Here is a 19700-nt window from a genome sequence, read left to right as displayed (position 1 = left end):
CAAAATGGCCGAGATCGCCGCCATATCGATCGAAGCCGAAGCCGGGAGGGAGCGCTACCGCGCCCTCGCCCGGCGCAAGCTGCTGATCCTTGCCGCCATGACGACAGCGCTATGCCTGTCCTTTGCCGTCGATCTCGCCTGGGGGCCGGCCCGCTATAGTCTTTCCGAGGTCGTGTCCGCCCTTCTTGACCCCTCCTCCGTTTCGGATCAGGTGCGGGCCGTCGTTTGGGACATCCGCATGCCGGTTGCGGTGATGGCGATCGTCGTGGGCGCGTCGCTCTCCGTCGCCGGCGCACAGATGCAGACAATCCTCGCCAATCCGCTCGCCAGCCCCTTCACGCTCGGCATTTCGGCGGCGGCAAGCTTTGGCGCCGCACTGGCGATCGTCACCAGCGTTCCGCTTCTGCCTGTTGCAGCCGGCCTGCTGGTGCCGGTCAATGCCTTCATCATGGCGCTGATCGCCACGCTCTTCATCCATTTCGTCTCGCAGGCCCGCGGCGTCTCGGTGCAGACGGTGGTGTTGCTCGGCATCGCGCTGGTCTTCACCTTCAATGCCTTGCTCGCCTTCCTGCAATATCTCGCCTCCGAACAGGCGCTGTCGGCTGTCGTCTTCTGGACGATGGGCAGCCTTACCAAGGCCACCTGGCCGAAGATCTGGGTGACGCTCGCCGTGCTGCTGGCAGCACTTCCGCTCTTTGCTCGCAACGCCTGGGCGCTGACGGCCATCCGCCTCGGCGAGGACAAAGCCGCAAGCTTCGGCGTCAATGTCCGCCGCATCCGGCTGGAGACCATGCTCGTGGTCTCGCTGCTTGCCGCAGTCCCCGTCAGCTTCGTCGGCACGATCGGTTTCGTCGGCCTCGTCGGGCCGCATATATCACGCATGATCCTCGGCGAGGATCAGCGCTTCTTCCTGCCGGGCTCTGTCCTGTCGGGCTCGCTGCTCCTGTCGCTGACCTCGATTGTTTCGAAGTCGATCATTCCGGGCGTCGTCTTTCCGATCGGCATCATCACCGCCCTGGTCGGCGTGCCCTTCTTCTTCTCGCTTATCCTCTCAAACAGGAGCCGGTCGTGGTAGCGCTTCAGTTGCAATCGGTTGGCGCCTATCACGGTCGCAAGCTCTTCGTCGAGGACGTGACGACGCCGATGATGAAATCGGGCGAGGTTGTGGCGGTGATCGGCCCGAACGCTGCCGGCAAGTCGACCCTCTTCAAGCGCATCACCGGCCTCCTCAAAGGGCCGGGCCATGTCGTCGTCGAAGGGTCGAAGGCGAAAAACGCCATCGGCTACATGCCGCAGGATACCTCGGCCAACGCGGTGCTGACGGTCTATGAATCCATCTTGCTTGCCCGCAAGCAGGGACAGTCCTGGGCCGTCAGCGACAGCGATCTGCGCTTCATCGACGAGATCATGAAGGCACTGGATATCACCGCCATCGCCTTCCGCGATCTCGGCGCGCTTTCCGGTGGCCAGCGCCAGCTCGTCTCGATCGCCCAGGCGCTGGTTCGCGAACCCGAGATCATGCTGATGGACGAGCCAACCAGCGCGCTCGATCTTCACCGCCAGGTCGAGGTCCTCGACTTCATGCGCCGCCAAGCGCGTAGCAAGGGCATGATCGTGCTGATCGCCATTCACGATCTCAACCAGGCACTACGCTTCGCCGACAAGGTCCTCGTCATCGCCAACGGTCGCATGCACGCCTGCGGCACTCCCCGCGACGTCGTTACCGCCGAGATGCTGCGGGAGATCTACCGTGTCGAGGCCCGGGTCGAGAAATGCTCGATGGAATACGATCATGTGATCGTGGATGGGACGGCGCATTGAGGTGGGCAACAGCCTGCCTCGTCAGTTGATCAATCGCTGCGCGGTAAACTTGTCGGTAACAAGCATGTCGATGACCCCCACGCGGAGCGCGCCTGCTATCGCGTCAGTCTTTTTGGATCCGCCGGCAAGAGCAATGACCCGGTCCACTCGTTCGAGATCCTCAAGTGGAAGGCCGATAACCCGGTCGTCCAAGGGCGTCTTGACCGGCTTGCCGTTCTTATCGAAGAAGCGAAGAGAGATATCGCCGACGGCTCCCGCTTCCGCGAGATCAGACAGTTCGCGAGACGAAAAGATGTTGCCGGACCGGGCGAGAAGTTCGGACGGTTCGACTGCTCCGATCCCGACAATCGCAAGCGTTATGCTGCCGAACAGGTCCATCGTCTCGCGGACGAACGGGTCGGCCTGCATAAGAAGCTTTGCCTCTCTGGATGACGTAACACCCTGCACGGGGAGCAGTTTCGGCTCAGCGCCAGTCAGGCGTGCTAGCCGCGTGGTAAGCTGCGTCGCATGCGTCTGCACTGAAGGATCGCCCATGCCTCCAAGGGTCTGGACGACGTATTTCGCCTGAGCGCTCTTCTGAGGATGAATGTTCTCGACCATCTTGAAAATGGTCTGGCTCCAACTCGAAACGCCGATGATCTCCCCCGGCGCAAGCGTCACCTCCAAGAGATGAGCCGCTGCCTCTCCGATACGGGCCATGATCGCTCCGTCCCGATCTTCCGTGCACTCAACGACGATCGCCTCCGGCAGATCGTATTTCTCGCGAAGCGCGCCCTCAAGCTCGCTGTAGGTGCCGGCGGGAGGGATCACGCTGGTTCGCACGATATCTTCAGCCTCGGCACGCTTAAGCATGCGCGACACCGTCGCCTGGGAGAGGCGAAGGTGCTGTGCGATCTCCGCCTGTCGCCGCCCCTCCATATGGTACATCTGGGCGACCCTTGAGATCAGGCGGAGTTCGTTAAGGCGAGTCATCGCTAATCCCAGAGTGAATTTTTATTCACCTTTAGCCTTTGTTTCGCGGGCCGTCGAGCGGACAAGCGCATCATTCCAGGTATCAAGAAGCGCCGCGCGATCCAGGGGTCGAGGCTCGATGATTTGCGAGTTTCGCGGCAACTCCGCGATAATCTGGAGATCGCTCCACAGGCCGAGTGAAAGCCCCGCCAGATAAGCAGCCCCCAAAGCCGACGCCTCGGGTGCTTCGCGTTGGATCACCGGATGTTCGATGAGGTCCGAGACACACTGCATCAGAAAGCGGTTCTGGCTCGGTCCGCCGTCTACGTAGAGCGCGCCAAGCGCGCCGCCGCTCTGTGCCCGCATGGCCGCGATCACGTCATGCACCTGGAAGGCGATGGAGTCGGTGACCGACCGCGCCATTTGCGCACGTGTCGTATTGAAGTTGATCTGGGAGAACAGGGCACGGGCGTCGGAATTCCAATAGGGTGCGCCCAGTCCCACGAATGCTGGCACGAAGCCCGGTCCGCCCGGTTCCGCGCCTGCCGCAAGTTCGACAAGGGCCGCCACGTCCGAAAGGCCGAGAATGCCTGCCATCCAGGGGAGACTGGCGGCGCAAACGAGAATATTGCCTTCGAAAGCGAAAGTCGGCTTTCCCTCGATACGCCATGCGACGGTGGTTGTGACGCCGTTGCGTGGGGGAATGAATTGCGGCAGCGTCGTCATTACCGAAGAGCCGGTTCCGAAGGTCACCTTCCCGTCACCCGGCTTGAATGCTCCATGACCGAACAGGGCTGCGTGGCTGTCTCCGATCGCAGCCATTATCGGAGTGCCATCCGGCACCCCAGGCAATCCTTGCGTTCGGCCGAAATCGGCAGAGCTGTCGAGCACCTCGGGCAGAAGCGCGATATCCACGCTGAAAATCTCGCCAAGCTCCTCGCTCCATCTCTGCTCCCGGAGATCGAACAACTGGCTCCGGGCGGCATTCGACGCGTCGCAAACATGCCGGCGCCCGCCGGTCAGGCAGTGGACGAGCCAACTGTCGACCGTTCCCAGCCGCACCGATCGCCCGGCCGGAATGCGGTCGAGCAGCCATCGGAATTTCGAACCCGGGAACATCGGATCCAATGGCAGGCCTGTGAGCGCCTGCACACGGTCAAGGTGGCCTTCGACAATGAGACGTTCACAATCCTGTGCCGTTCGACGGCACTGCCAGCTTACCACCGGCCCAAGTGCTTCTCCCGTTTCGGCGTCCCAGGCAGTGACTGACTCGCGCTGATTGGAAATGGCCACCGCCTCGACAGCCACGTCGGGGGTGGCCTTCAGGCAGGCGTCGATCGCCTCGCAGACGGATGCGTAGAGCCGGCGTGGGTCTTGTTCGACCCAGCCTAGTTTCGGATAGGCGATGCCGACTGGAGCCGAACCCCTGCCAACAATTTCTCCCTTTTCGGAAACGAGAACTGCCTTTGAATTGGTCGTGCCCTGGTCAATTGCCAGAATTGCCCGCATTCTATCCTCCCCAGATCAGACGGCAGCCGGGACGACAAAAAGCGTCGGGGCTGATCACGTGATCCCAGTTACTTGCGCCTGATCAGCGACTGCGCGGCGTCGGCGATTGCGGACGGCGCCATCCCGAATTCGTCGAGCAGGAACTCTGCCGAACCGGTCGGAGCGTAGACGCCAGGAACTCCGAGACGTTTCATCGGGACTGGAGCATTGTCGACCACCACTTCGGCTACCGCGGAACCGAGCCCGCCAAAGATCGAATGCTCTTCGGCTGTGACGATCGCTCCGGTTTCCTTCGCCGCGGCGATGATAGCCTCCTCGTCGATCGGACGAACCGTTGCGAGGTTGAGCACCCTGGCATTGATGCCGCGGTCTGCGAGGATTTCGGCAGCCTTCAAGATGCGATGAGTCAAAGTGCCATTGGCGATAAGGGTGACGTCGAAACCCTGGCGAAGGAGATTTGCCTTGCCGAGTTCGAACTTGTGACCCTCCGGAAGCAGATCCGGGACACCAACGCGAGACAGACGCAGAAAACAAGGCCCGTTGTAGGCCGCGGCCCACTCAACCGCAGCAGCTGTTTCGATGCGGTCACAAGGCGCGATGACCGGAAGATTGGGCAGAACCCGCGTCCAGGCAAAATCCTCGATCGAGTGATGGGTCGGGCCGAGTTCGCCATACGCCATTCCCGAAGAAATGCCGACCAGCTTGACGTTGGCATTCGAATACGAAATATCGGCCTTGATCTGCTCCAGCGACCGTCCCGTGAGAAACGGGGCAGCGGCGCACACGAACGGAATGCGTCCGCCATTGGCGAGGCCTGCTGCAACCCCCACCATGTTCTGCTCAGCGATGCCGACATTGACGAGGCGCTCTGCAAACTTCGTCTTGAAGCCGCCGAGTTTGGAGGAACCCACAGAGTCGTTGCAGACGGCAACGATCGTTTCGTTTTCGGCTGCCAGCCGCTCAAGCGTAGTGGCGAATGCGTCGCGGCAATCGTAGAGCTTGGGTGCGTTTATTGGCGCGTTCATGACAGTGCCTCCGACAATTCTGCCAATGCGATTTCGTATTGTTCCTTACTTGGCACCTTATGGTGCCAGTCGACCCGGTCCTGCATGAACGATATTCCATGGCCCTTGTTGGTATGCGCAACGATGCAATGAGGTCTTGACCCCCGGTGTTCGAGAGCAGGAACGATTTCGCTCATGTTGTTGCCGTTGATTTCGCTGACTTCCCAATCGAACGCTTCAAGCTTCGGACGAAGCGGGGCGAGATCGTTGGTTTCGGCCAGAGCGGCGCCCTGCTGGAACCTGTTGTGATCGATGACCAAGGTCAAGTTATCGAGCTTGAACTGAGCGGCCGCCATGATCGCTTCCCAGTTTGAGCCCTCCTGCATCTCACCGTCGCCGGTCACGACGTAGGTGTGATATTTGGCGCTCGAGAGCTTGGCCGCTATCGCCATTCCTACCGCGACCGGGAGACCGTGGCCAAGCGGCCCGGTATTCGTTTCGACGCCAGGAACCTTGTTGCAATTTGGATGGCCGTTCAGCCTCGAATGCGGCTGCAAGAAGGTGGAAATCTCATCCTCCGGGATAAAGCCGCGTTTTGCGAGCGTTACATACAGCGCGCATGCCGTATGCCCCTTTGAAAGAACGAACCTGTCGCGGTCGGGATGTCTGGGTTGATCCGGCCAGACATTCAGCACACGAAAATACAGAGCCGTCAAAATGTCGATGACCGACATCTCGCCGCCAATATGGCCGGCGCCCGCTTCAAAGACCGCCTGGAGATCGCGCAATCGGATCTGGCGGGCGATGCGCTCAAGTTCTATAGGGTCCATGGATTCCTCCGTGCATAAATATTCAGTCATCAATATTTTTGCATAACAGGCCGATTAGTCAAGCCCCTTAAGCGGCCCGCGAGAGCACACGCCACGAGAAAGCTTATTGACAGCCGGATAGCAAGTTGTTAATGAATTTTCCAGCAGGCATGAATAATTATTCTACCGTGCACAAATATCGGATACAAGCCTACGCATAGGGAGGAGCAATGGTGGCGCTCGATATCAATGAACACAGGCTGTCGTCCGGAGCCTGGCTGAGCAAGCTCAAGGGAGCTACCGGCCCACTCGTGGGACTGCTCGCACTGTGCGTCTTTCTGAGCCTCAGCACAGACACGTTTCTTTCGGTTCGAAACGGCCTCAACATCCTCGATCAGATCACTGTTCTCGGCATCATGGCCGTCGGAATGACGTTCGTCATCCTGATCGGCGGCATCGATCTTTCCGTCGGCTCGGCACTTGCTCTGGCGATGATGGTCATGGGCTGGACCGCCAACGTCGCCGGTCTACCGTTGCCGGTCGGGATCGCTTTTGCTCTGGTCGCATCGGGCGTTTCGGGCCTGATCGTCGGACTTCTGGTGACGCAGTTCAGGGTTCCAGCCTTTATTGCCACTCTTGCGATGATGTCCGCGGCTCGCGGCGTCGCAAATATGATCACCGACGGCCAACAGATCGTCGGATTCCCCGACTGGTTCATGATGCTAGCGATCGATCGCCATTTCGGCGTGTTGACAGCCACTGTGTTTCTCATGCTTGCGGTTGTTCTTGCCGCGTGGCTCTTCCTGCACTTCCGGTCCGAAGGTCGCATGCTCTACGCGGTGGGAGGAAATCCGGAAGTCGCACGCCTGGCCGGTATCAACGTCCCGCTCGTGACGATAGCCGTCTATGTCGTGAGTGCCGTCCTTGCGGGGCTCGCAGGAATCGTGCTCGCCGCGCGGCTGGATTCCGTCCAGCCGTCCAGTGGTCTGGGTTATGAACTGGACACCATCGCTGCGGTCGTCATCGGCGGGACGTCGCTCTCCGGCGGCGCGGGCGGCATCGGTGGAACGCTGATCGGCGTTCTTATCATCGGTGTGCTTCGCAACGGTCTCAACCTTCTCAACGTCTCGCCGTTCCTGCAGCAGGTGATCATCGGCATCGTCATCGTGCTTGCGGTCGGCGCCGAGACCATTCGTCGGCGTCGCGCCTGACGAGCGGGGTCCGCCGCGTCAGCGGACCAGAAATTCCGCCCCAAGAATTTGGGTCGGATCAATACCCCGAGGGGGAGGACATACCCGAGGGTTTCATCTAACAACGGAGGAAAATACAATGAAAATAGCGCGCACCATGCTCGCGTCTGCTGCACTGCTCGGCCTCACACTCGGCCCCGTACACGCGGCGGAACTGAAGAAGCTCGGCCTGGCCGTTGCCAACCTTCAGGCAAACTTCTTCAACCAGATCAAGCAATCGGTCGAAGCCGAAGCCAAGAAGCGCGGCATCGAAGTCATCACCGTCGACGCTAAGGGCGACGGGCCGACGCAGGTCAACCAGATCCAGGACCTCCTGACCCAGAAAATCGACGCGCTGATCTACATTCCGGCCGGCGCGGCCGCTGCGACCGTTCCGGTCAAACTCGCCAAGAGCGCTGGTATTCCGGTCGTGAACGTTGACCGCAACGCCGAGGGAGCACCCGGCGATACCTTCCTTGCAACGGATTCCGTCGCGTCTGCCAAGGCCGTGTGCGACTACATTCTGAAGGAAGCCGGCGGCAAAGGGAAGATGGTCATCATCCACGGCCAGAAGGGCACGACGCCGGAAGTCGACCGCTCGAAGGGCTGCGCTGAATCTCTCAAGGCATATCCGGACGTCAAGGTTGTCGCCGAACAGTTCTCGAACATCTGGAGCCAGGACGAAGGCTTCCAGATCATGCAGAATATGCTGCAGGCAAATCCTGACGTTTCCATCGTGTTCGCACAGGCCGACGGCCTCGCACTTGGCGCCGCCCAGGCGATCAAGGTCGCCAATCCTTCCCAGAAGATCGTGGTTGGCGGCTTCGATGGCGACACCGCAGCTCTCGAGGCACTCAGCAAGGGCGTCTTCAACGTAACTGCGACCCAGCAGACGCAGAAGATGGGCCGCGATGCGGTCGAAAATGCCGCCAAGCTTGTCGCCGGAGAAAAGGTACCCCCGGTGCAGCTTATGGATGCCACGCTGACAACCAAGGAAAACGTCGCAGGCTTCATCGCCAACCATCCGTAATGAAGTCGAGTCTAGAGGAGGTGTGCCGTGACTGATCCAGTTCTTTCCCTGAGGGGCATATCCAAATGGTATGGGCCGCTCCAGGTTCTGAAGAATGTCAGCTTGGACGTCTATCCGGGCGAGGTAGTTGCACTTCTCGGTGAAAACGGAGCAGGCAAGTCAACGCTATCGGGCATCATCGCCGGGTCCCGCACACCATCCGAAGGATCAATGACGTGGCTGGGGCAGCCTTATGCCCCGGCCACACCAAGGGAAGCGATCGACAAGGGCGTTGTCCTGATCCACCAAGAGCTGCAGCTTCTGCCGCAGCTGTCGATCGCGGAAAACGTCTTCATCGGACGTTGGCCGATGAAGAACGGCGTCGTCGACCGCGCTCAGATGGTTCGCCGGGCCCAGGACCAGCTCGCTCGCTTGAACCTTCACATCCCCGCAACGCGGACGGTCGCCGGCCTTTCCACGGCAAATCAGCAACTTATCGAGATCGCCAAGGCGCTGGCTCTCAACGCAAAGCTCCTGATTCTCGATGAGCCGACAGCCGCCCTTGGCGGTGCGGAGACGGAAGCTCTTTTCGAACAGGTTCGGAAGCTTCGCTCACAAGGTGTCGGCATCGTCTACATTTCCCACCGCATGGAAGAGATCAAGCGAATAACCGACCGGATCGTCGTTCTTCGCGATGGCGAGCGCGTGCAGGAATTCTCAGACAGCGCGACCCCGGTGCGAACGATTGTCGAGAGCATGGTCGGGCGCCCGCTTGACCGCTTGTTCCCTACCCTGCCGGTTCCGACAGATCGTCCCGTACTCCAGGTGTCCGGGCTGAGCTCGCCGGACAACTCGTTCCGTGACGTTACCTTCGAGGTCCGGGCCGGGGAAATTCTGGGGATCGCCGGATTGGTCGGCGCCGGCCGCACCGAACTGGTGCGTGCGATTTCGGGAGCAGACCCAATCAGTGCTGGTTCGATCAAGCTGGAAGGCGAGGAACTCAGGCTGCGCGATCCGGCGGACGCAATCGCCAAGGGTATCGTGATGGTTCCGGAAGACCGCAAGGAGCAAGGCCTGATCGTCGGGCACCGGATCAGCGAGAACATTATCTATGCCAATCTTGACAAACTCGGCGGCGGTTGGATCACGCCGCGCGTCAAGCGCTCCTTTGCAGAAAAAGCAGTTGCCAAGTTCGGGGTAAAGGGCCGTGCTGAACAGCACGCCTCGGACCTATCCGGCGGCAACCAGCAGAAGGTCGTGATCGCGAAGTGGCTCATGCGCGATCCCAAGGTCGTCGTGCTCGACGAGCCTACGAGAGGCATCGACGTCGGCGCCAGAGCGGGCATCTACGACATCATCGTCAATCTTGCCAAACAGGGCGTCGCGGTCATCGTCGTAAGCTCGGACCTCGAAGAAGTTCTCGGAGTCTCCAATCGCATTCTCGTGCTTGCGCAAGGCAAGCAGGCGGGGATTCTCAATCGTGACCAGGCAAATGACGTTTCGGTCATGGAGCTAGCTACCATCTAAACAGACAGAGAAAGGAAGAGCGGTGTCCGACATCACTCTGAACGCCCCGAAGCTTTTCGATCTCAGCGGCCAGGTTGCCATCGTTACCGGAGCCGGCAGCGGTATTGGTCAGCGCATTGCCATCGGCCTTACGCAATGCGGCGCCGACGTGGCGCTGCTCGACCGCCGAACCGACGACGGACTGGCCAAGACGGCTGAACATATTCGCGCCGCCGGCCGCCGCTCGATCCAGATCGCGGCGGATGTCACGAGCAAGTCTTCCCTTGGAGAGGCAATAGCACGTACTGAGGCAGATCTCGGCCCATTGACACTTGCAGTCAACGCGGCGGGCATCGCGAACGCGAACGCAGCGGAAGAAATGGAGGAGGACCAATATCAGACGTTGATGGATATCAACCTCAAAGGCGTCTTTCTTTCCTGCCAGGCAGAGGCTCGCGCCATGCTGAAAAATGGGCGCGGCTCCATCGTCAATATCGCCTCCATGTCCGGCGTGATCGTGAACCGGGGGCTGAGCCAAGCGCACTATAACGCCTCCAAGGCGGGCGTGATCCATATGTCGAAGTCTATGGCGATGGAATGGGTCGACCGCGGCATTCGCGTCAACACCATCTCCCCCGGATACACGGCAACGCCCATGAACACCCGTCCGGAGATGGTCCACCAGACCAAGCTCTTCGAAGAGCAGACGCCGATGCAGCGCATGGCAGCGGTGGACGAGATGGTAGGTCCGGCGGTGTTCCTGCTGTCGAATGCAGCGAGTTTCGTGACCGGCGTCGATCTTCTCGTTGACGGCGGTTTCTGCTGCTGGTGATGGGAAAGCTCATTGCCGCCGCGGGAAAGTGACCGATCTCGCTTCCTCCCTGGCTGAGATCGAGGCGCTGAAGGGAATAACGGGCACGACGGCGTGCGATATCGTCGTCTGCCCGCCCTTCGCGCTGATTGAACGGACGGAGAGCTCAGGCGTCGTCATCAGCGCTTAGGACTGCCTGAATTCACGACAACCAGTTGAGCTCCCAATGATGATCGCATGGTAGTTCGCATCCAGATTTGCTGTTTATCGATGGACAAGGAAAGAGCATGAAACGCTTTGAGCAGAAGACCGTCGTCATTACCGGGGGTAGCCGCGGCATCGGAGCGGCGATCGCCAAACGCTTTGCGAAAGAAGGCGCCAATCTCGTCGTCTCGGCCAACGAGGAGCTGGTTCACGGCGTTGCCGAACAGATCCGGGCCGAAGGCGGCAAGGCGATCTCCTTCATCGGCGACGTCACCGACAAGGCGAGCGTCACCGCCCTCTATGATGCCGCCGAGAAGGAATTCGGCTCGGTCGACGTCTCGATCCAGAACGCCGGCGTCATCACCATTGCCCGCGTCGAGGACCTGACCGAAAACGAGTGGGACAAGGTCATGGCCGTCAACACCAAGGGCGTCTTCCTCTGCGCCCAGGAGGCGATATCAAGAATGCGCAAGCACAAGCGCGGCGGCCGCATCATCAACACCGCTTCCGGCCAGGCCCGTGACGGCTTTATCTACACGCCGCATTATGCCGCCTCGAAAATGGGCGTCGTCGGCATCACCCAGAGCCTGGCCAAGGAAGTCGCGACTGAGAAGATCACCGTCAACGCCTTCTGCCCCGGCATCATCGAGACCGACATGTGGGCCTATAACGACCAGGCCTGGGGCAAGCTGCTCGGCAACTACGCCCCCGGCGAGTTGATGAAGGAATGGGTCGAGGGCATCCCGATGAAACGGGCCGGCTCCGGCGAAGACGTCGCCGGCCTGGTGACCTTCCTCGCCAGCGAGGATGCCGCCTATATCACCGGCCAGACGATCAATGTCGACGGCGGCCTGATCATGTCCTGATACATTTCGCCCAAAAGTGTGCAGCGGCTTTGAGACAACGACCTGAAACAAACATCAAACCACCAACGAAGCGCGGAAGGCGACACGGTCGTCGCCTCCGTGTGAACAGTGTGTCCATCGGCGTTAGGGCAGCTTTGCATTTTTGCCCGGTCGTGTGACCTTGCCATCCGCCTGTTTTTGATCCTATCTTTGAAATGTTCTCAGGGCGGGGTGTAATTCCCCACCGGCGGTATCAGGAGCAATCCTGGAGCCCGCGAGCGCTTCCGGCACCTCCTGTCGGAAGGTCAGCAGATCCGGTGAGATGCCGGAGCCGACGGTATAGTCCGGATGGAAGAGGACAACACGGGCAGTCGCACTCCCTCCCGGAGTCGGCCGACGTTTGTTCGCCCAAGGGCAGAAGGCTCGCTCACGGATTGAGCCGAGCAGACCATGTCAGTCCGCTGACATAACCCTTGAAAGGCCAGACAGCATGACTATCGCAACAATTGAAGATGCCATATCAGCCATTGCCAGCGGCAAGATGGTCGTCGTCGTCGATGACCAGAACCGGGAAAACGAAGGCGATATCGTGGTCGCGGCCGATGCCGTCACCCCGGAAACAATCGCCTTCATGATGACCCACGCCCGTGGCCTCGTCTGCATCGCCATGGAAGGCGAGCGCCTCGATGCGCTCGATATTCCGCTGATGGTGCCCAACAATACGGAATCGCACAAAACCGCCTTCACGGTCTCGGTCGATTATCTCAAGGGCACGACGACGGGCATCTCTGCGGCGGACCGCGCCGCGACCATCAGCGCCCTCGTCGACGATCGCACAAAGCCTGACGAATTCGCCCGCCCCGGCCACATCTTTCCGCTGCGCGCCAACCCCCGCGGCGTGCTCGGTCGCCCCGGCCACACCGAAGCCGCCGTCGATCTCGCCCGCCTCGCCGGAAGGACCCCGGCCGGCGTCATCTGCGAAGTCGCCAATGACGACGGAACCATGTCGCGCCTGCCCGAACTCACCCTTTTTGCCAAACGCCACAACCTCCTCCTCGTCACCATCGAGGATCTGGTCGCCTATCTCGAACGCCAGGCGGCAAAAGACGTACGCGAGGTCGCCTGATCGATGCCTTTGTTGCGGCGGCATAGCCCGCCGCAACAAAGAACATGCCGCAGTGATGACCCTGACGGCACCTTCGCTTGTCCGCCTTAAGTCCGGCTGATCGAAACGCCGCCGTCAGCCAGCATCGCCGCGCCGGTCACGAAGCTCGACATGTCGGAGGCGAGGAAAAGCGCCGCATTGGCGATCTCTTCGGGTTGCGCCATGCGTTTCAGCGCATGCAATCCCTCGACGAAGGCGAGCACCTCCGGCGTGGCATCAGGCGCGTTGGTAATGCTGGCGGGTGTGTCGGTGCCGCCGGGAAGCAGTGCGTTGACGCGGATCTTCTGAGCTCCGAGTTCAGCGGCGAGCACCTGCACGAAACCGATCAACCCCGCCTTGCTCGCCGCATAGGCCGCCATGCCAGGCATGCCGGCGGTGTGGCCGACGAAAGTCGAGGTGAAGATCAGCGACCCGCCGCCTTTTCCCATCGCCGCCGACTGGTACTTGGCGCCGAGGAAGGCGGCGGTGAGATTGGTCTCGATCGTCTCGCGCCAGCCCTTCAGCGACAGCCCGGCAACCGGCCCCATCTCACCGAGGATGCCGGCATTGTTGAAGGCGATGTCGAGCCTGCCGAAGCGCGAGACCGCCGTCTCGACAAGCCTTGCCTGCAGCGCCTCGTCCCTGACATCGCCTGATATGGCGACGGCCTGTCCGCCCTCCGCCTCGATTTCTGCGATGACGGCATCGAGCGCGTCCTGTCGCCGGCCGGTGACCACGAGCTTGGCGCCTTGCCGCGCAAAGAGTTTCGCCGCCGCGCGGCCGATGCCGGAGCTTGCGCCGGTGATGATGGCGATCTTGTCGTTCAGAAGTGTCATATCGGTTTCTCCTTCGTTGTTGCGAGATCTGAGATGCTCAAACATCAGGCGGTGCAGCCACCCGTTTCCCGCGCAGGAAGAGAAAAACGCCTATGGACGAACCGGCAGCGCGACGGCGCGTCCCCATCGGCGCCTTGATTGCGGCGTCGGAAGTATTGGGATTCACGTTATAAAACGGTGATTTGCGGCGATCTCCACTCACACGCCTGCGTTGATGTCAGCGTTACTGTGCATCGCATCATCGATTTATGCTTTGTGTGACATTCATCCGATTCCCTTGATGCATCTTCGCGACTAAAAGGAGCGCACAGGTAACGGGAATCTCTTCATGCCGCGGTCACGCAATACTGAGGGCGCCATCTATATGAGCTTGGCGATGGCCGGCTTTTCCGCAAGCGACGCCCTGTCCAAATCGGTGATCGCCTATATGAACGCCGGCGAAATCATGTTCTTGCGCGGCCTCTTCACCAGCCTGCTCGTCTATCTGATTGCCTGGAGAATGGGCGCGCTGCGTTCCTGGCGCATCGTGCTGGAGCCGATGATCATCTTCAGGATCATCTGCGAGGCGCTCGCCGCCGTCACCTATATCACCGCGCTCGGCATGATGCCGATCGCCAATGCCTCGGCGATCCTGCAGTCGCTGCCGTTGGTCGTCACCTTCGGTGCGGCGCTCTTCTTTGGCGAGCCGGTTGGTTGGCGGCGCTGGTCGGCGATCCTCGTCGGCCTCGTCGGCGTGATGATCATCATCCGCCCCGGCCCTGAGGGATTCACCGCCGCCGCCCTCCTCTGCGTTGCCGCGGTGCTGACGACGGCTGGCCGCGATCTCGCCACCCGGAGCATCAGTCCCGAGATTCCCTCGCTGATGATAACCGTCATCACCGCCATATCAGCCTCCTTCTTCGGCGCGCTGCTTATTCCGGTGCTCGGCGGCTGGCAACCGGTCAGCGCCGCAGCGCTTGGGCATCTCGCGCTCGCTTCGGTACTGGTGCTCGTCGGCTACCAGTCGGTCATCCTCGCCATGCGCACCGGCGAAATTTCTTTCGTCGCGCCGTTCCGCTATACCAGCCTGATCTTCTCCTCTCTGCTCGGCTTCCTCTTCTTCGCCGAAGTGCCTGACAGCTGGACGCTCGTCGGGGCTGCGATCGTCATCGCCTCCGGCCTCTATACGTTCTATCGTGAGGCCAAGCGCCGTGTGTCGCCGATCGCGCAGAAATCTGCGCCGCGCGCGCCCGTCTGAAGCAAGATGATGGCTGAGGAAGGATAATGGCTGAATTCTCGTTGGATAAATCTCATATAGCGGGCGTCGTGCTGGCCGGCGGACGTTCGCAGCGCATGGGCCGCGACAAGGCGGGCGTAATGCTCGGGGCCGAGAACCTGCTCCACCATGTGCTGACCCGCCTCTCGCAACAGGCCTTGCTCGTTGCCGTCAATGCCGAAACCGCCCCCGAGGAAGTGCCTGTCGTTCCCGACCGTTTTCCCGGCAAGGCCGGACCAATGGCCGGCATCCATGCGGCTATGGTTTATGCCGCCGGCCTTCCCTCAATCACCCACGTCGTCACGGTCTCGGTGGATTGCCCGTTCTTCCCGGCCGATCTCGTCGCCCGGCTGGCGGCGGCGATCGAGCACTCGTCGCAGATCGCCATTGCCACCTCCGAGGGCCGCAGCCATCCGGTCTTCGGGCTCTGGCCAGTGACGCTGGCCGCCGATCTCGAAGCCTGGATCGCCGCCGACGAGAAGCGCCGCGTACGCGACTTCCTGTCAAGGCATGACGTTACGGAAGTGGCGTTCCCGCTGCATCCGACCCGCGCCAGCCTGCTCGATCCCTTCTTCAACATCAACACGCCTGATGATCTCGTCGAGGCGGAACGCTGGCTGGAGGCCCTCCGCGCATGACCGCACCGAAAATCTTCGGCATCGCCGGCTGGAAGAACTCAGGCAAGACGGGGCTCGCCGTCCGACTGGTGACGGAGTTCACCCGCCGCGGCTATAGGATCTCGACGATCAAGCATGCCCATCATGATTTCGACATCGACAAGGTCGGGGCCGACAGCTACCGCCACCGCCAGGCCGGCGCCCACGAGGTTACCATCGTCTCTGGCACCCGCTACGCCATCATGCACGAGCTGCGCGGTGCGCCGGAACCTGAGTTCGAGGAGATCCTCGCCCGCCTCGCCCCCTGCGACCTCGTGCTGATCGAAGGTTACAAGCGCGAGCCGATCCCGAAGATCGAGGCCCGCCGCCTGGAAGCTGCAAATCGTGAACCATTGGCGCCGAGCGATCCCCATATCTGCGCTATCGCCGCCGATCATGCCGTCACGGATACGGCCCTGCCGGTCTTCGATCTAGACGACACAGGCGCCATCGCCGATTTCATCGCTGACATCGTCGGCCTTGAATAGCCGAGGCTTTGAACCACCTGCGTCGCCGCCGGATCTAAGAAGCGGAGCCGTTTCGCTTGCCATTGCTTTGGCGATTTCCTTGGCGAGTTGAGCCTGATCATAGGGTTTTGCCAATCTCGGAAGATCGATATCGGTCCCGGCAGGAAGATCGGCGTAACCTGTCGCCAGCACGATCGGCAATGCCGGATAAATATCCCGCGCGGCCTGGGCAAGCTGTGCGCCAGTCATACCGGGCATTGAATAGTCGGTGATGACAAGGTCGAAATGCTGACCGCTACTGATCAGTTCCAGCGCCTGCGAGCCGGAGTTTGCTTCGACGACCTCGTGGCCGAGATCTTCAAGCATGTCGACCGAACTCATGGCGATCAAGGCGTCGTCATCGACCAGGAGGATCTTCAGTTTGGATGCGGCTTGCTCAACAACCACCTCCGACTCGGCCGGCACCTCGGTTCGCCAGGCCGTCGCCGGAAGCCACAATTCCGCGGTCGTCCCCACCCCAAGCTCGCTTGTCAGACGAAGTGCGCCATTGAGCTGAACGGCAAGTCCATGGATCATCGACAAGCCTAGGCCCGTGCCCTTTCCGAGTTCCTTGGTCGAGAAAAACGGATCGACTGCCTTCTTCAGGGTCTCCGCGTCCATGCCGGTGCCGCAGTCGGCCACCGCCAAGACAAGATAAGGCCCTTCGCCGAGACCACCCTTATCGCCGGCAACATTTTCCTCGCGTAGCGAGATGGACAGCGCCCCTCCGTCCGGCATAGCATCGCGGGCATTGACTGCAAGGTTGAGCAGCGCCAATTCGAGCTGGTTCGCATCAACCAGGGCCGGCGGCAGGCTTGTCGGCAGATTGGTTTCGATGCTGATCGAGGATCCGACCGAGCGCCGCAGCAGGTCGTTCATGCCGGAGACCAGCTCGGCCAGATCGACGGGCTTGACCTGCAGATCCTGCTGCCTGGCAAAAGCCAGCAGACGTTGCGTCAGAGCCGCTCCGCGCCTCGCACCCTGAACTGCCCCCTCAACCAGACGCGTCGCCTTGGCATCTCCGGCAACGTGCTTGCCGAGCAATTCCAGATTTCCAAGAACGACCATCAGCAAGTTGTTGAAATCGTGGGCGACGCCGCCGGTCAACTGACCGATTGCCTCCATCTTCTGCGATTGACGTAGCTGCTCCTCGGCTTTTTCACGCTGGGCGACTTCTTCGAGCAGCGTCTGGTGAGCGGCGTTGACCTCCCTCGTCCGTTCCCGCACACGCTCTTCGAGGTTTTCATTGAGGCGTCTCAGATTTTCCTCGATGGTCTTGCGGGCGGTGGTATCGGAACAGACCCCGACGAGTTTCCTGGCGGAACCATATCTGTCGGAATAAAGCTGCGCATGGACCTCCGTCCAATGGAGTGAACCATCCGGCCAGATTGTCCTGTGCTCGATCGAATAGTCGCGTCCGGTATCGATCGTCTCGCGCAGGCGTGCCAGCACAAGATCCCGGTCGTCGGGATGGATGCTTGCGATCAGATCGTCGCGTGTGACATCATCGTCCGGCTTTCGGCCGAAGACTGCCTTGCAGGTGGCCGAGGCAGACAGGGCCATCGAGGATAGCTCCAGCTCCCACGCCCCAAGACGACCGGCTGCAAGCGCCGTCTGCAACCGTCGCTCGCCCTCGCCCAAAGCCTCGAGCTGAGCTTGAGCCTCATATTGGCGCAGGCGCCCTTTTAACGCGGTCCGCGCAATACTGATGAAGGAGGTCGCATGGAACGGCCTTTCCAGGAAAGTGACGTTGCCCAGAACCTCGGAAAGCCTGGCAGCGGCCGGATTTCGTTCAGGCCCGCCGCCGCGCGTGGTGAGCACGATGAACGGTAGATCGGACCAGCTTGGCTGGGCGGAGACCCAGGCAGCAATCGGCTTCAAATCGCTCCAGCGAACGGCCTCTTCGGTCAGCACGCCAAGCGCGATCTCATCGTTCAGTAAAGAGGCAAAGACATTCAGGTCGGCAGCCGCAATCGATGATAGGCCGGCTTCGTCGATTAGCGATACCGCCACCTGGGCATCGCGTCCGGCGGGAGTATAGATCAATGCTTTCGGCTTTACGGAGTTAGGAATTGCCGCGATCCCCGCCATCAGTCGACAGGAGCGGCTCTGCGCTAGTGACAAATTCGGGAACGCCGCGAAGCACACCTTGGAACCCGACCAGAGGATCCCCGAACGTCAGCCCCGAACTGTCGATACGGTACTCTCGGATTGTATCCTCATGCAGCCCAGTTCTTTTCTTGATCACGGAGACCGCTCGCCGCACCCTCCCCGCAGCCTCGAAGTAACGCAGCAGTATGACTGTGTCCGCAAGATAGGTCACGTCGACAGGCGCCTTCATGTCGCCGACAAGCCCATGTTGTGCAACGGTAAGGAAGGTATTGGCGCCTTGCCTGTTCAAATATTGAAGCAACTCATGCATGTGAAGGATCAGCGAATTTTCATCCGGCATGGATGCTTGATAGCCATTGATGCTATCGATGATGACGGTCTTGGCGTTCGACTTGTCCACGCACTGGCGCACGCGATGCGCGAATTCACCTGGTGACAGTTCAGCGGCGTCGAGCTGTTCGATGTGAATTAGACCACTGCTCCTTAGCGTCTCGAGATCTATTCCGAGCGCCTTGAGCCGCGTAAAGAGCAGGCCAAGCTCTTCGTCGAAGATGAAGGCCGCCGCTCTCTCGCCACGCGCAACCGCCGCGACCAGGAATTGAAATGAGAAAGTACTCTTACCGGTACCGGATGGACCGAGGATAAGCGTACTGGAACCTCTCTCCAACCCTCCGCCTAATAGGAGGTCCAGTTCCGGAATATTTGAGGATAACTCGTCGCGGACATAACTCGACCGATGTTCGGCGGCGACGAGACGTGGAAAAACAACGACACCGCCGGTTTGAATGGTGAAATCGTGGAAACCGCCGCGGAAGGCTTGCCCACGGTATTTCGTGATCCTGAGCCGCCGGCGCTCAGCGCCGTAGCTCGGCGCCATCTCCTCAAGATGGATAACCCCGTGCACGACGCTATGCACCGTTTTATCAAGCACGTCGGACGTCAGATCATCGAGCAAGAGGACTGTCGCCCCCTGCCGGGCAAAGTAATGTTTGAGCGCAAGAATCTGGCGGCGGTAGCGCAGCGAGCTTTGAGCTAGAAGCCTTATCTCCGACAGGCTGTCGAGTACCACGCGACTTGGCTTAATCCGCTCGAAAGCGGCAAAGATCTCCTTTGTCGTCTCTCCGAGTTCCAGATCTGATGAATAAAGCAGGCTCTGCTGCTGGTCGGCATCCAGCAGGCTTTCCGGAGGTACGACCTCGAACACCTCGATATTACCGTCGATCACCATGCCGTGCGATGCGGCACCGGCACGGAGTTCACTCTCGGTTTCCGAAAGGGTGATGTAGAGCCCCTGCTCGCCGAGCCGCGCACCCTCGATCAGGAACTGCAGCGCAATCGTTGTTTTGCCCGCCCCCGGATTTCCCTCCAGGAGAAACACGTGCCCCGGCGAAAGGCCCCCTGCCAGAATTGTGTCCAAACCGGACACTCCGGTCCGCGCTTTCATGGCAGGCACAGCAGTATTCATTCATTGTTTCCTTCAGTTTATACTGTGA

The 19700-nt window shown here is 60.6% G+C and carries 19 protein-coding genes and 1 riboswitch; of the genes, 12 read left to right on the top strand and 7 right to left on the bottom strand.

Features of this window, described 5'->3' with window-relative positions:
- The first annotated feature begins 4 nt into the window (after nt 1–4).
- Both RWJ89_RS11265 and RWJ89_RS11260 read left to right on the top strand, forming a co-directional pair.
- Nucleotides 5–1075 carry a FecCD family ABC transporter permease gene (locus RWJ89_RS11265; protein WP_221943679.1) on the top strand — a complete coding sequence of 357 codons (1071 nt, stop codon included), beginning with the start codon at nt 5–7 and terminating at the stop codon, nt 1073–1075.
- Complete coding sequence (locus tag RWJ89_RS11260; protein WP_221943681.1) at nt 1069–1821, top strand: ABC transporter ATP-binding protein; 753 nt, start codon at nt 1069–1071, stop codon at nt 1819–1821. The genes RWJ89_RS11265 and RWJ89_RS11260 overlap by 7 nt, the downstream gene beginning before the upstream one ends.
- Nucleotides 1822–1842: 21 nt before the next feature.
- Here the strand turns inward: RWJ89_RS11260 and RWJ89_RS11255 are convergent, their stop codons facing one another.
- The 4 genes from RWJ89_RS11255 to RWJ89_RS11240 all read right to left on the bottom strand — a co-directional run bounded on the left by RWJ89_RS11255 (nt 1843) and on the right by RWJ89_RS11240 (nt 6115).
- Entirely contained in the window at nt 1843–2793 is a 951-nt protein-coding gene (locus tag RWJ89_RS11255; protein ID WP_020050231.1) for a sugar-binding transcriptional regulator, read from the bottom strand.
- Nucleotides 2794–2814: 21 nt separating this feature from the next.
- Nucleotides 2815–4281 (bottom strand): FGGY-family carbohydrate kinase, encoded by a 1467-nt coding sequence (locus RWJ89_RS11250; RefSeq protein ID WP_221943683.1) that lies wholly within the window; start codon nt 4279–4281, stop codon nt 2815–2817.
- Nucleotides 4282–4349: 68 nt separating this feature from the next.
- On the bottom strand, nt 4350–5306 hold the full coding sequence (locus RWJ89_RS11245) for a transketolase family protein (protein WP_221943685.1): 957 nt from the start codon (nt 5304–5306) through the stop codon (nt 4350–4352).
- Nucleotides 5303–6115 carry a transketolase gene (locus tag RWJ89_RS11240; RefSeq protein WP_316028596.1) on the bottom strand — a complete coding sequence of 271 codons (813 nt, stop codon included), beginning with the start codon at nt 6113–6115 and terminating at the stop codon, nt 5303–5305. The genes RWJ89_RS11245 and RWJ89_RS11240 overlap by 4 nt, the downstream gene beginning before the upstream one ends.
- A gap of 209 nt (nt 6116–6324) precedes the next feature.
- On the opposite strand from RWJ89_RS11240, the gene RWJ89_RS11235 reads away from it, so the two are divergent.
- From RWJ89_RS11235 to ribB, 7 genes are all read left to right on the top strand, one after another.
- Nucleotides 6325–7305 carry an ABC transporter permease gene (locus tag RWJ89_RS11235; RefSeq protein ID WP_168323753.1) on the top strand — a complete coding sequence of 327 codons (981 nt, stop codon included), beginning with the start codon at nt 6325–6327 and terminating at the stop codon, nt 7303–7305.
- Nucleotides 7306–7423: 118 nt separating this feature from the next.
- Nucleotides 7424–8353, top strand: coding sequence for a sugar ABC transporter substrate-binding protein (locus tag RWJ89_RS11230; RefSeq protein ID WP_020050236.1), 930 nt, complete (start codon nt 7424–7426; stop codon nt 8351–8353).
- A 27-nt stretch (nt 8354–8380) separates the two neighbouring features.
- Nucleotides 8381–9859: a sugar ABC transporter ATP-binding protein gene (locus tag RWJ89_RS11225; RefSeq protein WP_131642396.1), complete on the top strand. Its 1479-nt coding sequence runs from the start codon at nt 8381–8383 to the stop codon at nt 9857–9859.
- A 22-nt stretch (nt 9860–9881) separates the two neighbouring features.
- Nucleotides 9882–10670 carry an SDR family oxidoreductase gene (locus RWJ89_RS11220; RefSeq protein WP_131664997.1) on the top strand — a complete coding sequence of 263 codons (789 nt, stop codon included), beginning with the start codon at nt 9882–9884 and terminating at the stop codon, nt 10668–10670.
- Between the two features lie 28 nt (nt 10671–10698).
- Nucleotides 10699–10839 carry a hypothetical protein gene (locus tag RWJ89_RS11215; protein ID WP_165940254.1) on the top strand — a complete coding sequence of 47 codons (141 nt, stop codon included), beginning with the start codon at nt 10699–10701 and terminating at the stop codon, nt 10837–10839.
- A gap of 97 nt (nt 10840–10936) precedes the next feature.
- Nucleotides 10937–11719 (top strand): glucose 1-dehydrogenase, encoded by a 783-nt coding sequence (locus RWJ89_RS11210; protein WP_077978351.1) that lies wholly within the window; start codon nt 10937–10939, stop codon nt 11717–11719.
- Between the two features lie 192 nt (nt 11720–11911).
- Nucleotides 11912–12062: riboswitch (FMN riboswitch) on the top strand.
- A gap of 126 nt (nt 12063–12188) precedes the next feature.
- On the top strand, nt 12189–12824 hold the full coding sequence (gene ribB / locus RWJ89_RS11205) for a 3,4-dihydroxy-2-butanone-4-phosphate synthase (RefSeq protein ID WP_077978352.1): 636 nt from the start codon (nt 12189–12191) through the stop codon (nt 12822–12824).
- 86 nt (nt 12825–12910) lie between these two features.
- Here ribB and RWJ89_RS11200 read toward each other — a convergent pair whose 3' ends face one another.
- The gene (locus RWJ89_RS11200; RefSeq protein WP_131664994.1) at nt 12911–13678 is read right to left on the bottom strand and encodes an SDR family oxidoreductase; all 768 of its coding nucleotides are present in this window, start codon (nt 13676–13678) and stop codon (nt 12911–12913) included.
- Between the two features lie 328 nt (nt 13679–14006).
- On the opposite strand from RWJ89_RS11200, the gene RWJ89_RS11195 reads away from it, so the two are divergent.
- Genes RWJ89_RS11195 through mobB form a run of 3 tightly spaced genes read left to right on the top strand, consistent with a single transcriptional unit; the run spans nt 14007 to nt 16077 of the window.
- Nucleotides 14007–14915 (top strand): DMT family transporter, encoded by a 909-nt coding sequence (locus RWJ89_RS11195; RefSeq protein ID WP_316028599.1) that lies wholly within the window; start codon nt 14007–14009, stop codon nt 14913–14915.
- 26 nt (nt 14916–14941) lie between these two features.
- Complete coding sequence (mobA, locus tag RWJ89_RS11190) at nt 14942–15571, top strand: molybdenum cofactor guanylyltransferase MobA (RefSeq protein ID WP_316028600.1); 630 nt, start codon at nt 14942–14944, stop codon at nt 15569–15571.
- The gene (mobB, locus tag RWJ89_RS11185) at nt 15568–16077 is read left to right on the top strand and encodes a molybdopterin-guanine dinucleotide biosynthesis protein B (RefSeq protein WP_316028601.1); all 510 of its coding nucleotides are present in this window, start codon (nt 15568–15570) and stop codon (nt 16075–16077) included. The genes mobA and mobB overlap by 4 nt, the downstream gene beginning before the upstream one ends.
- On the opposite strand, the gene RWJ89_RS11180 is transcribed toward mobB, so the two are convergent.
- Nucleotides 16021–18186, bottom strand: coding sequence for a response regulator (locus tag RWJ89_RS11180; RefSeq protein WP_316028668.1), 2166 nt, complete (start codon nt 18184–18186; stop codon nt 16021–16023). The two genes, mobB and RWJ89_RS11180, sit on opposite strands and share 57 nt — an antisense overlap.
- A complete protein-coding gene (locus RWJ89_RS11175) occupies nt 18161–19672 on the bottom strand; it encodes an ATPase domain-containing protein (RefSeq protein ID WP_316028602.1) in 1512 nt (503 codons plus the stop codon). The genes RWJ89_RS11180 and RWJ89_RS11175 overlap by 26 nt, the downstream gene beginning before the upstream one ends.
- Nucleotides 19673–19700 lie beyond the last annotated feature (28 nt).

The organism is Rhizobium sp. 10PS4 (genome assembly GCF_032464805.1).
In the GTDB taxonomy this organism is placed as follows: domain Bacteria; phylum Pseudomonadota; class Alphaproteobacteria; order Rhizobiales; family Rhizobiaceae; genus Rhizobium; species Rhizobium laguerreae.
Note: the sequence above shows the minus strand (reverse complement) of the source record. Positions and strands in the feature narration are given on the sequence as shown.

Bases quoted from the DNA above. Each gene is read 5' to 3' on its own strand.
- RWJ89_RS11265 (WP_221943679.1), top strand. From the start codon at position 5: ATGGCCGAGATCGCCGCCATATCGATCGAAGCCGAAGCCGGGAGGGAG.
- RWJ89_RS11255 (WP_020050231.1), bottom strand. From the start codon at position 2,793: ATGACTCGCCTTAACGAACTCCGCCTGATCTCAAGGGTCGCCCAGATG.
- RWJ89_RS11250 (WP_221943683.1), bottom strand. From the start codon at position 4,281: ATGCGGGCAATTCTGGCAATTGACCAGGGCACGACCAATTCAAAGGCA.
- RWJ89_RS11245 (WP_221943685.1), bottom strand. From the start codon at position 5,306: ATGAACGCGCCAATAAACGCACCCAAGCTCTACGATTGCCGCGACGCA.
- RWJ89_RS11240 (WP_316028596.1), bottom strand. From the start codon at position 6,115: ATGGACCCTATAGAACTTGAGCGCATCGCCCGCCAGATCCGATTGCGC.
- RWJ89_RS11235 (WP_168323753.1), top strand. From the start codon at position 6,325: ATGGTGGCGCTCGATATCAATGAACACAGGCTGTCGTCCGGAGCCTGG.
- RWJ89_RS11230 (WP_020050236.1), top strand. From the start codon at position 7,424: ATGAAAATAGCGCGCACCATGCTCGCGTCTGCTGCACTGCTCGGCCTC.
- RWJ89_RS11210 (WP_077978351.1), top strand. From the start codon at position 10,937: ATGAAACGCTTTGAGCAGAAGACCGTCGTCATTACCGGGGGTAGCCGC.
- ribB (WP_077978352.1), top strand. From the start codon at position 12,189: ATGACTATCGCAACAATTGAAGATGCCATATCAGCCATTGCCAGCGGC.
- RWJ89_RS11200 (WP_131664994.1), bottom strand. From the start codon at position 13,678: ATGACACTTCTGAACGACAAGATCGCCATCATCACCGGCGCAAGCTCC.
- RWJ89_RS11195 (WP_316028599.1), top strand. From the start codon at position 14,007: ATGCCGCGGTCACGCAATACTGAGGGCGCCATCTATATGAGCTTGGCG.
- mobA (WP_316028600.1), top strand. From the start codon at position 14,942: ATGGCTGAATTCTCGTTGGATAAATCTCATATAGCGGGCGTCGTGCTG.
- mobB (WP_316028601.1), top strand. From the start codon at position 15,568: ATGACCGCACCGAAAATCTTCGGCATCGCCGGCTGGAAGAACTCAGGC.
- RWJ89_RS11180 (WP_316028668.1), bottom strand. From the start codon at position 18,186: ATGGCGGGGATCGCGGCAATTCCTAACTCCGTAAAGCCGAAAGCATTG.
- RWJ89_RS11175 (WP_316028602.1), bottom strand. From the start codon at position 19,672: ATGAATACTGCTGTGCCTGCCATGAAAGCGCGGACCGGAGTGTCCGGT.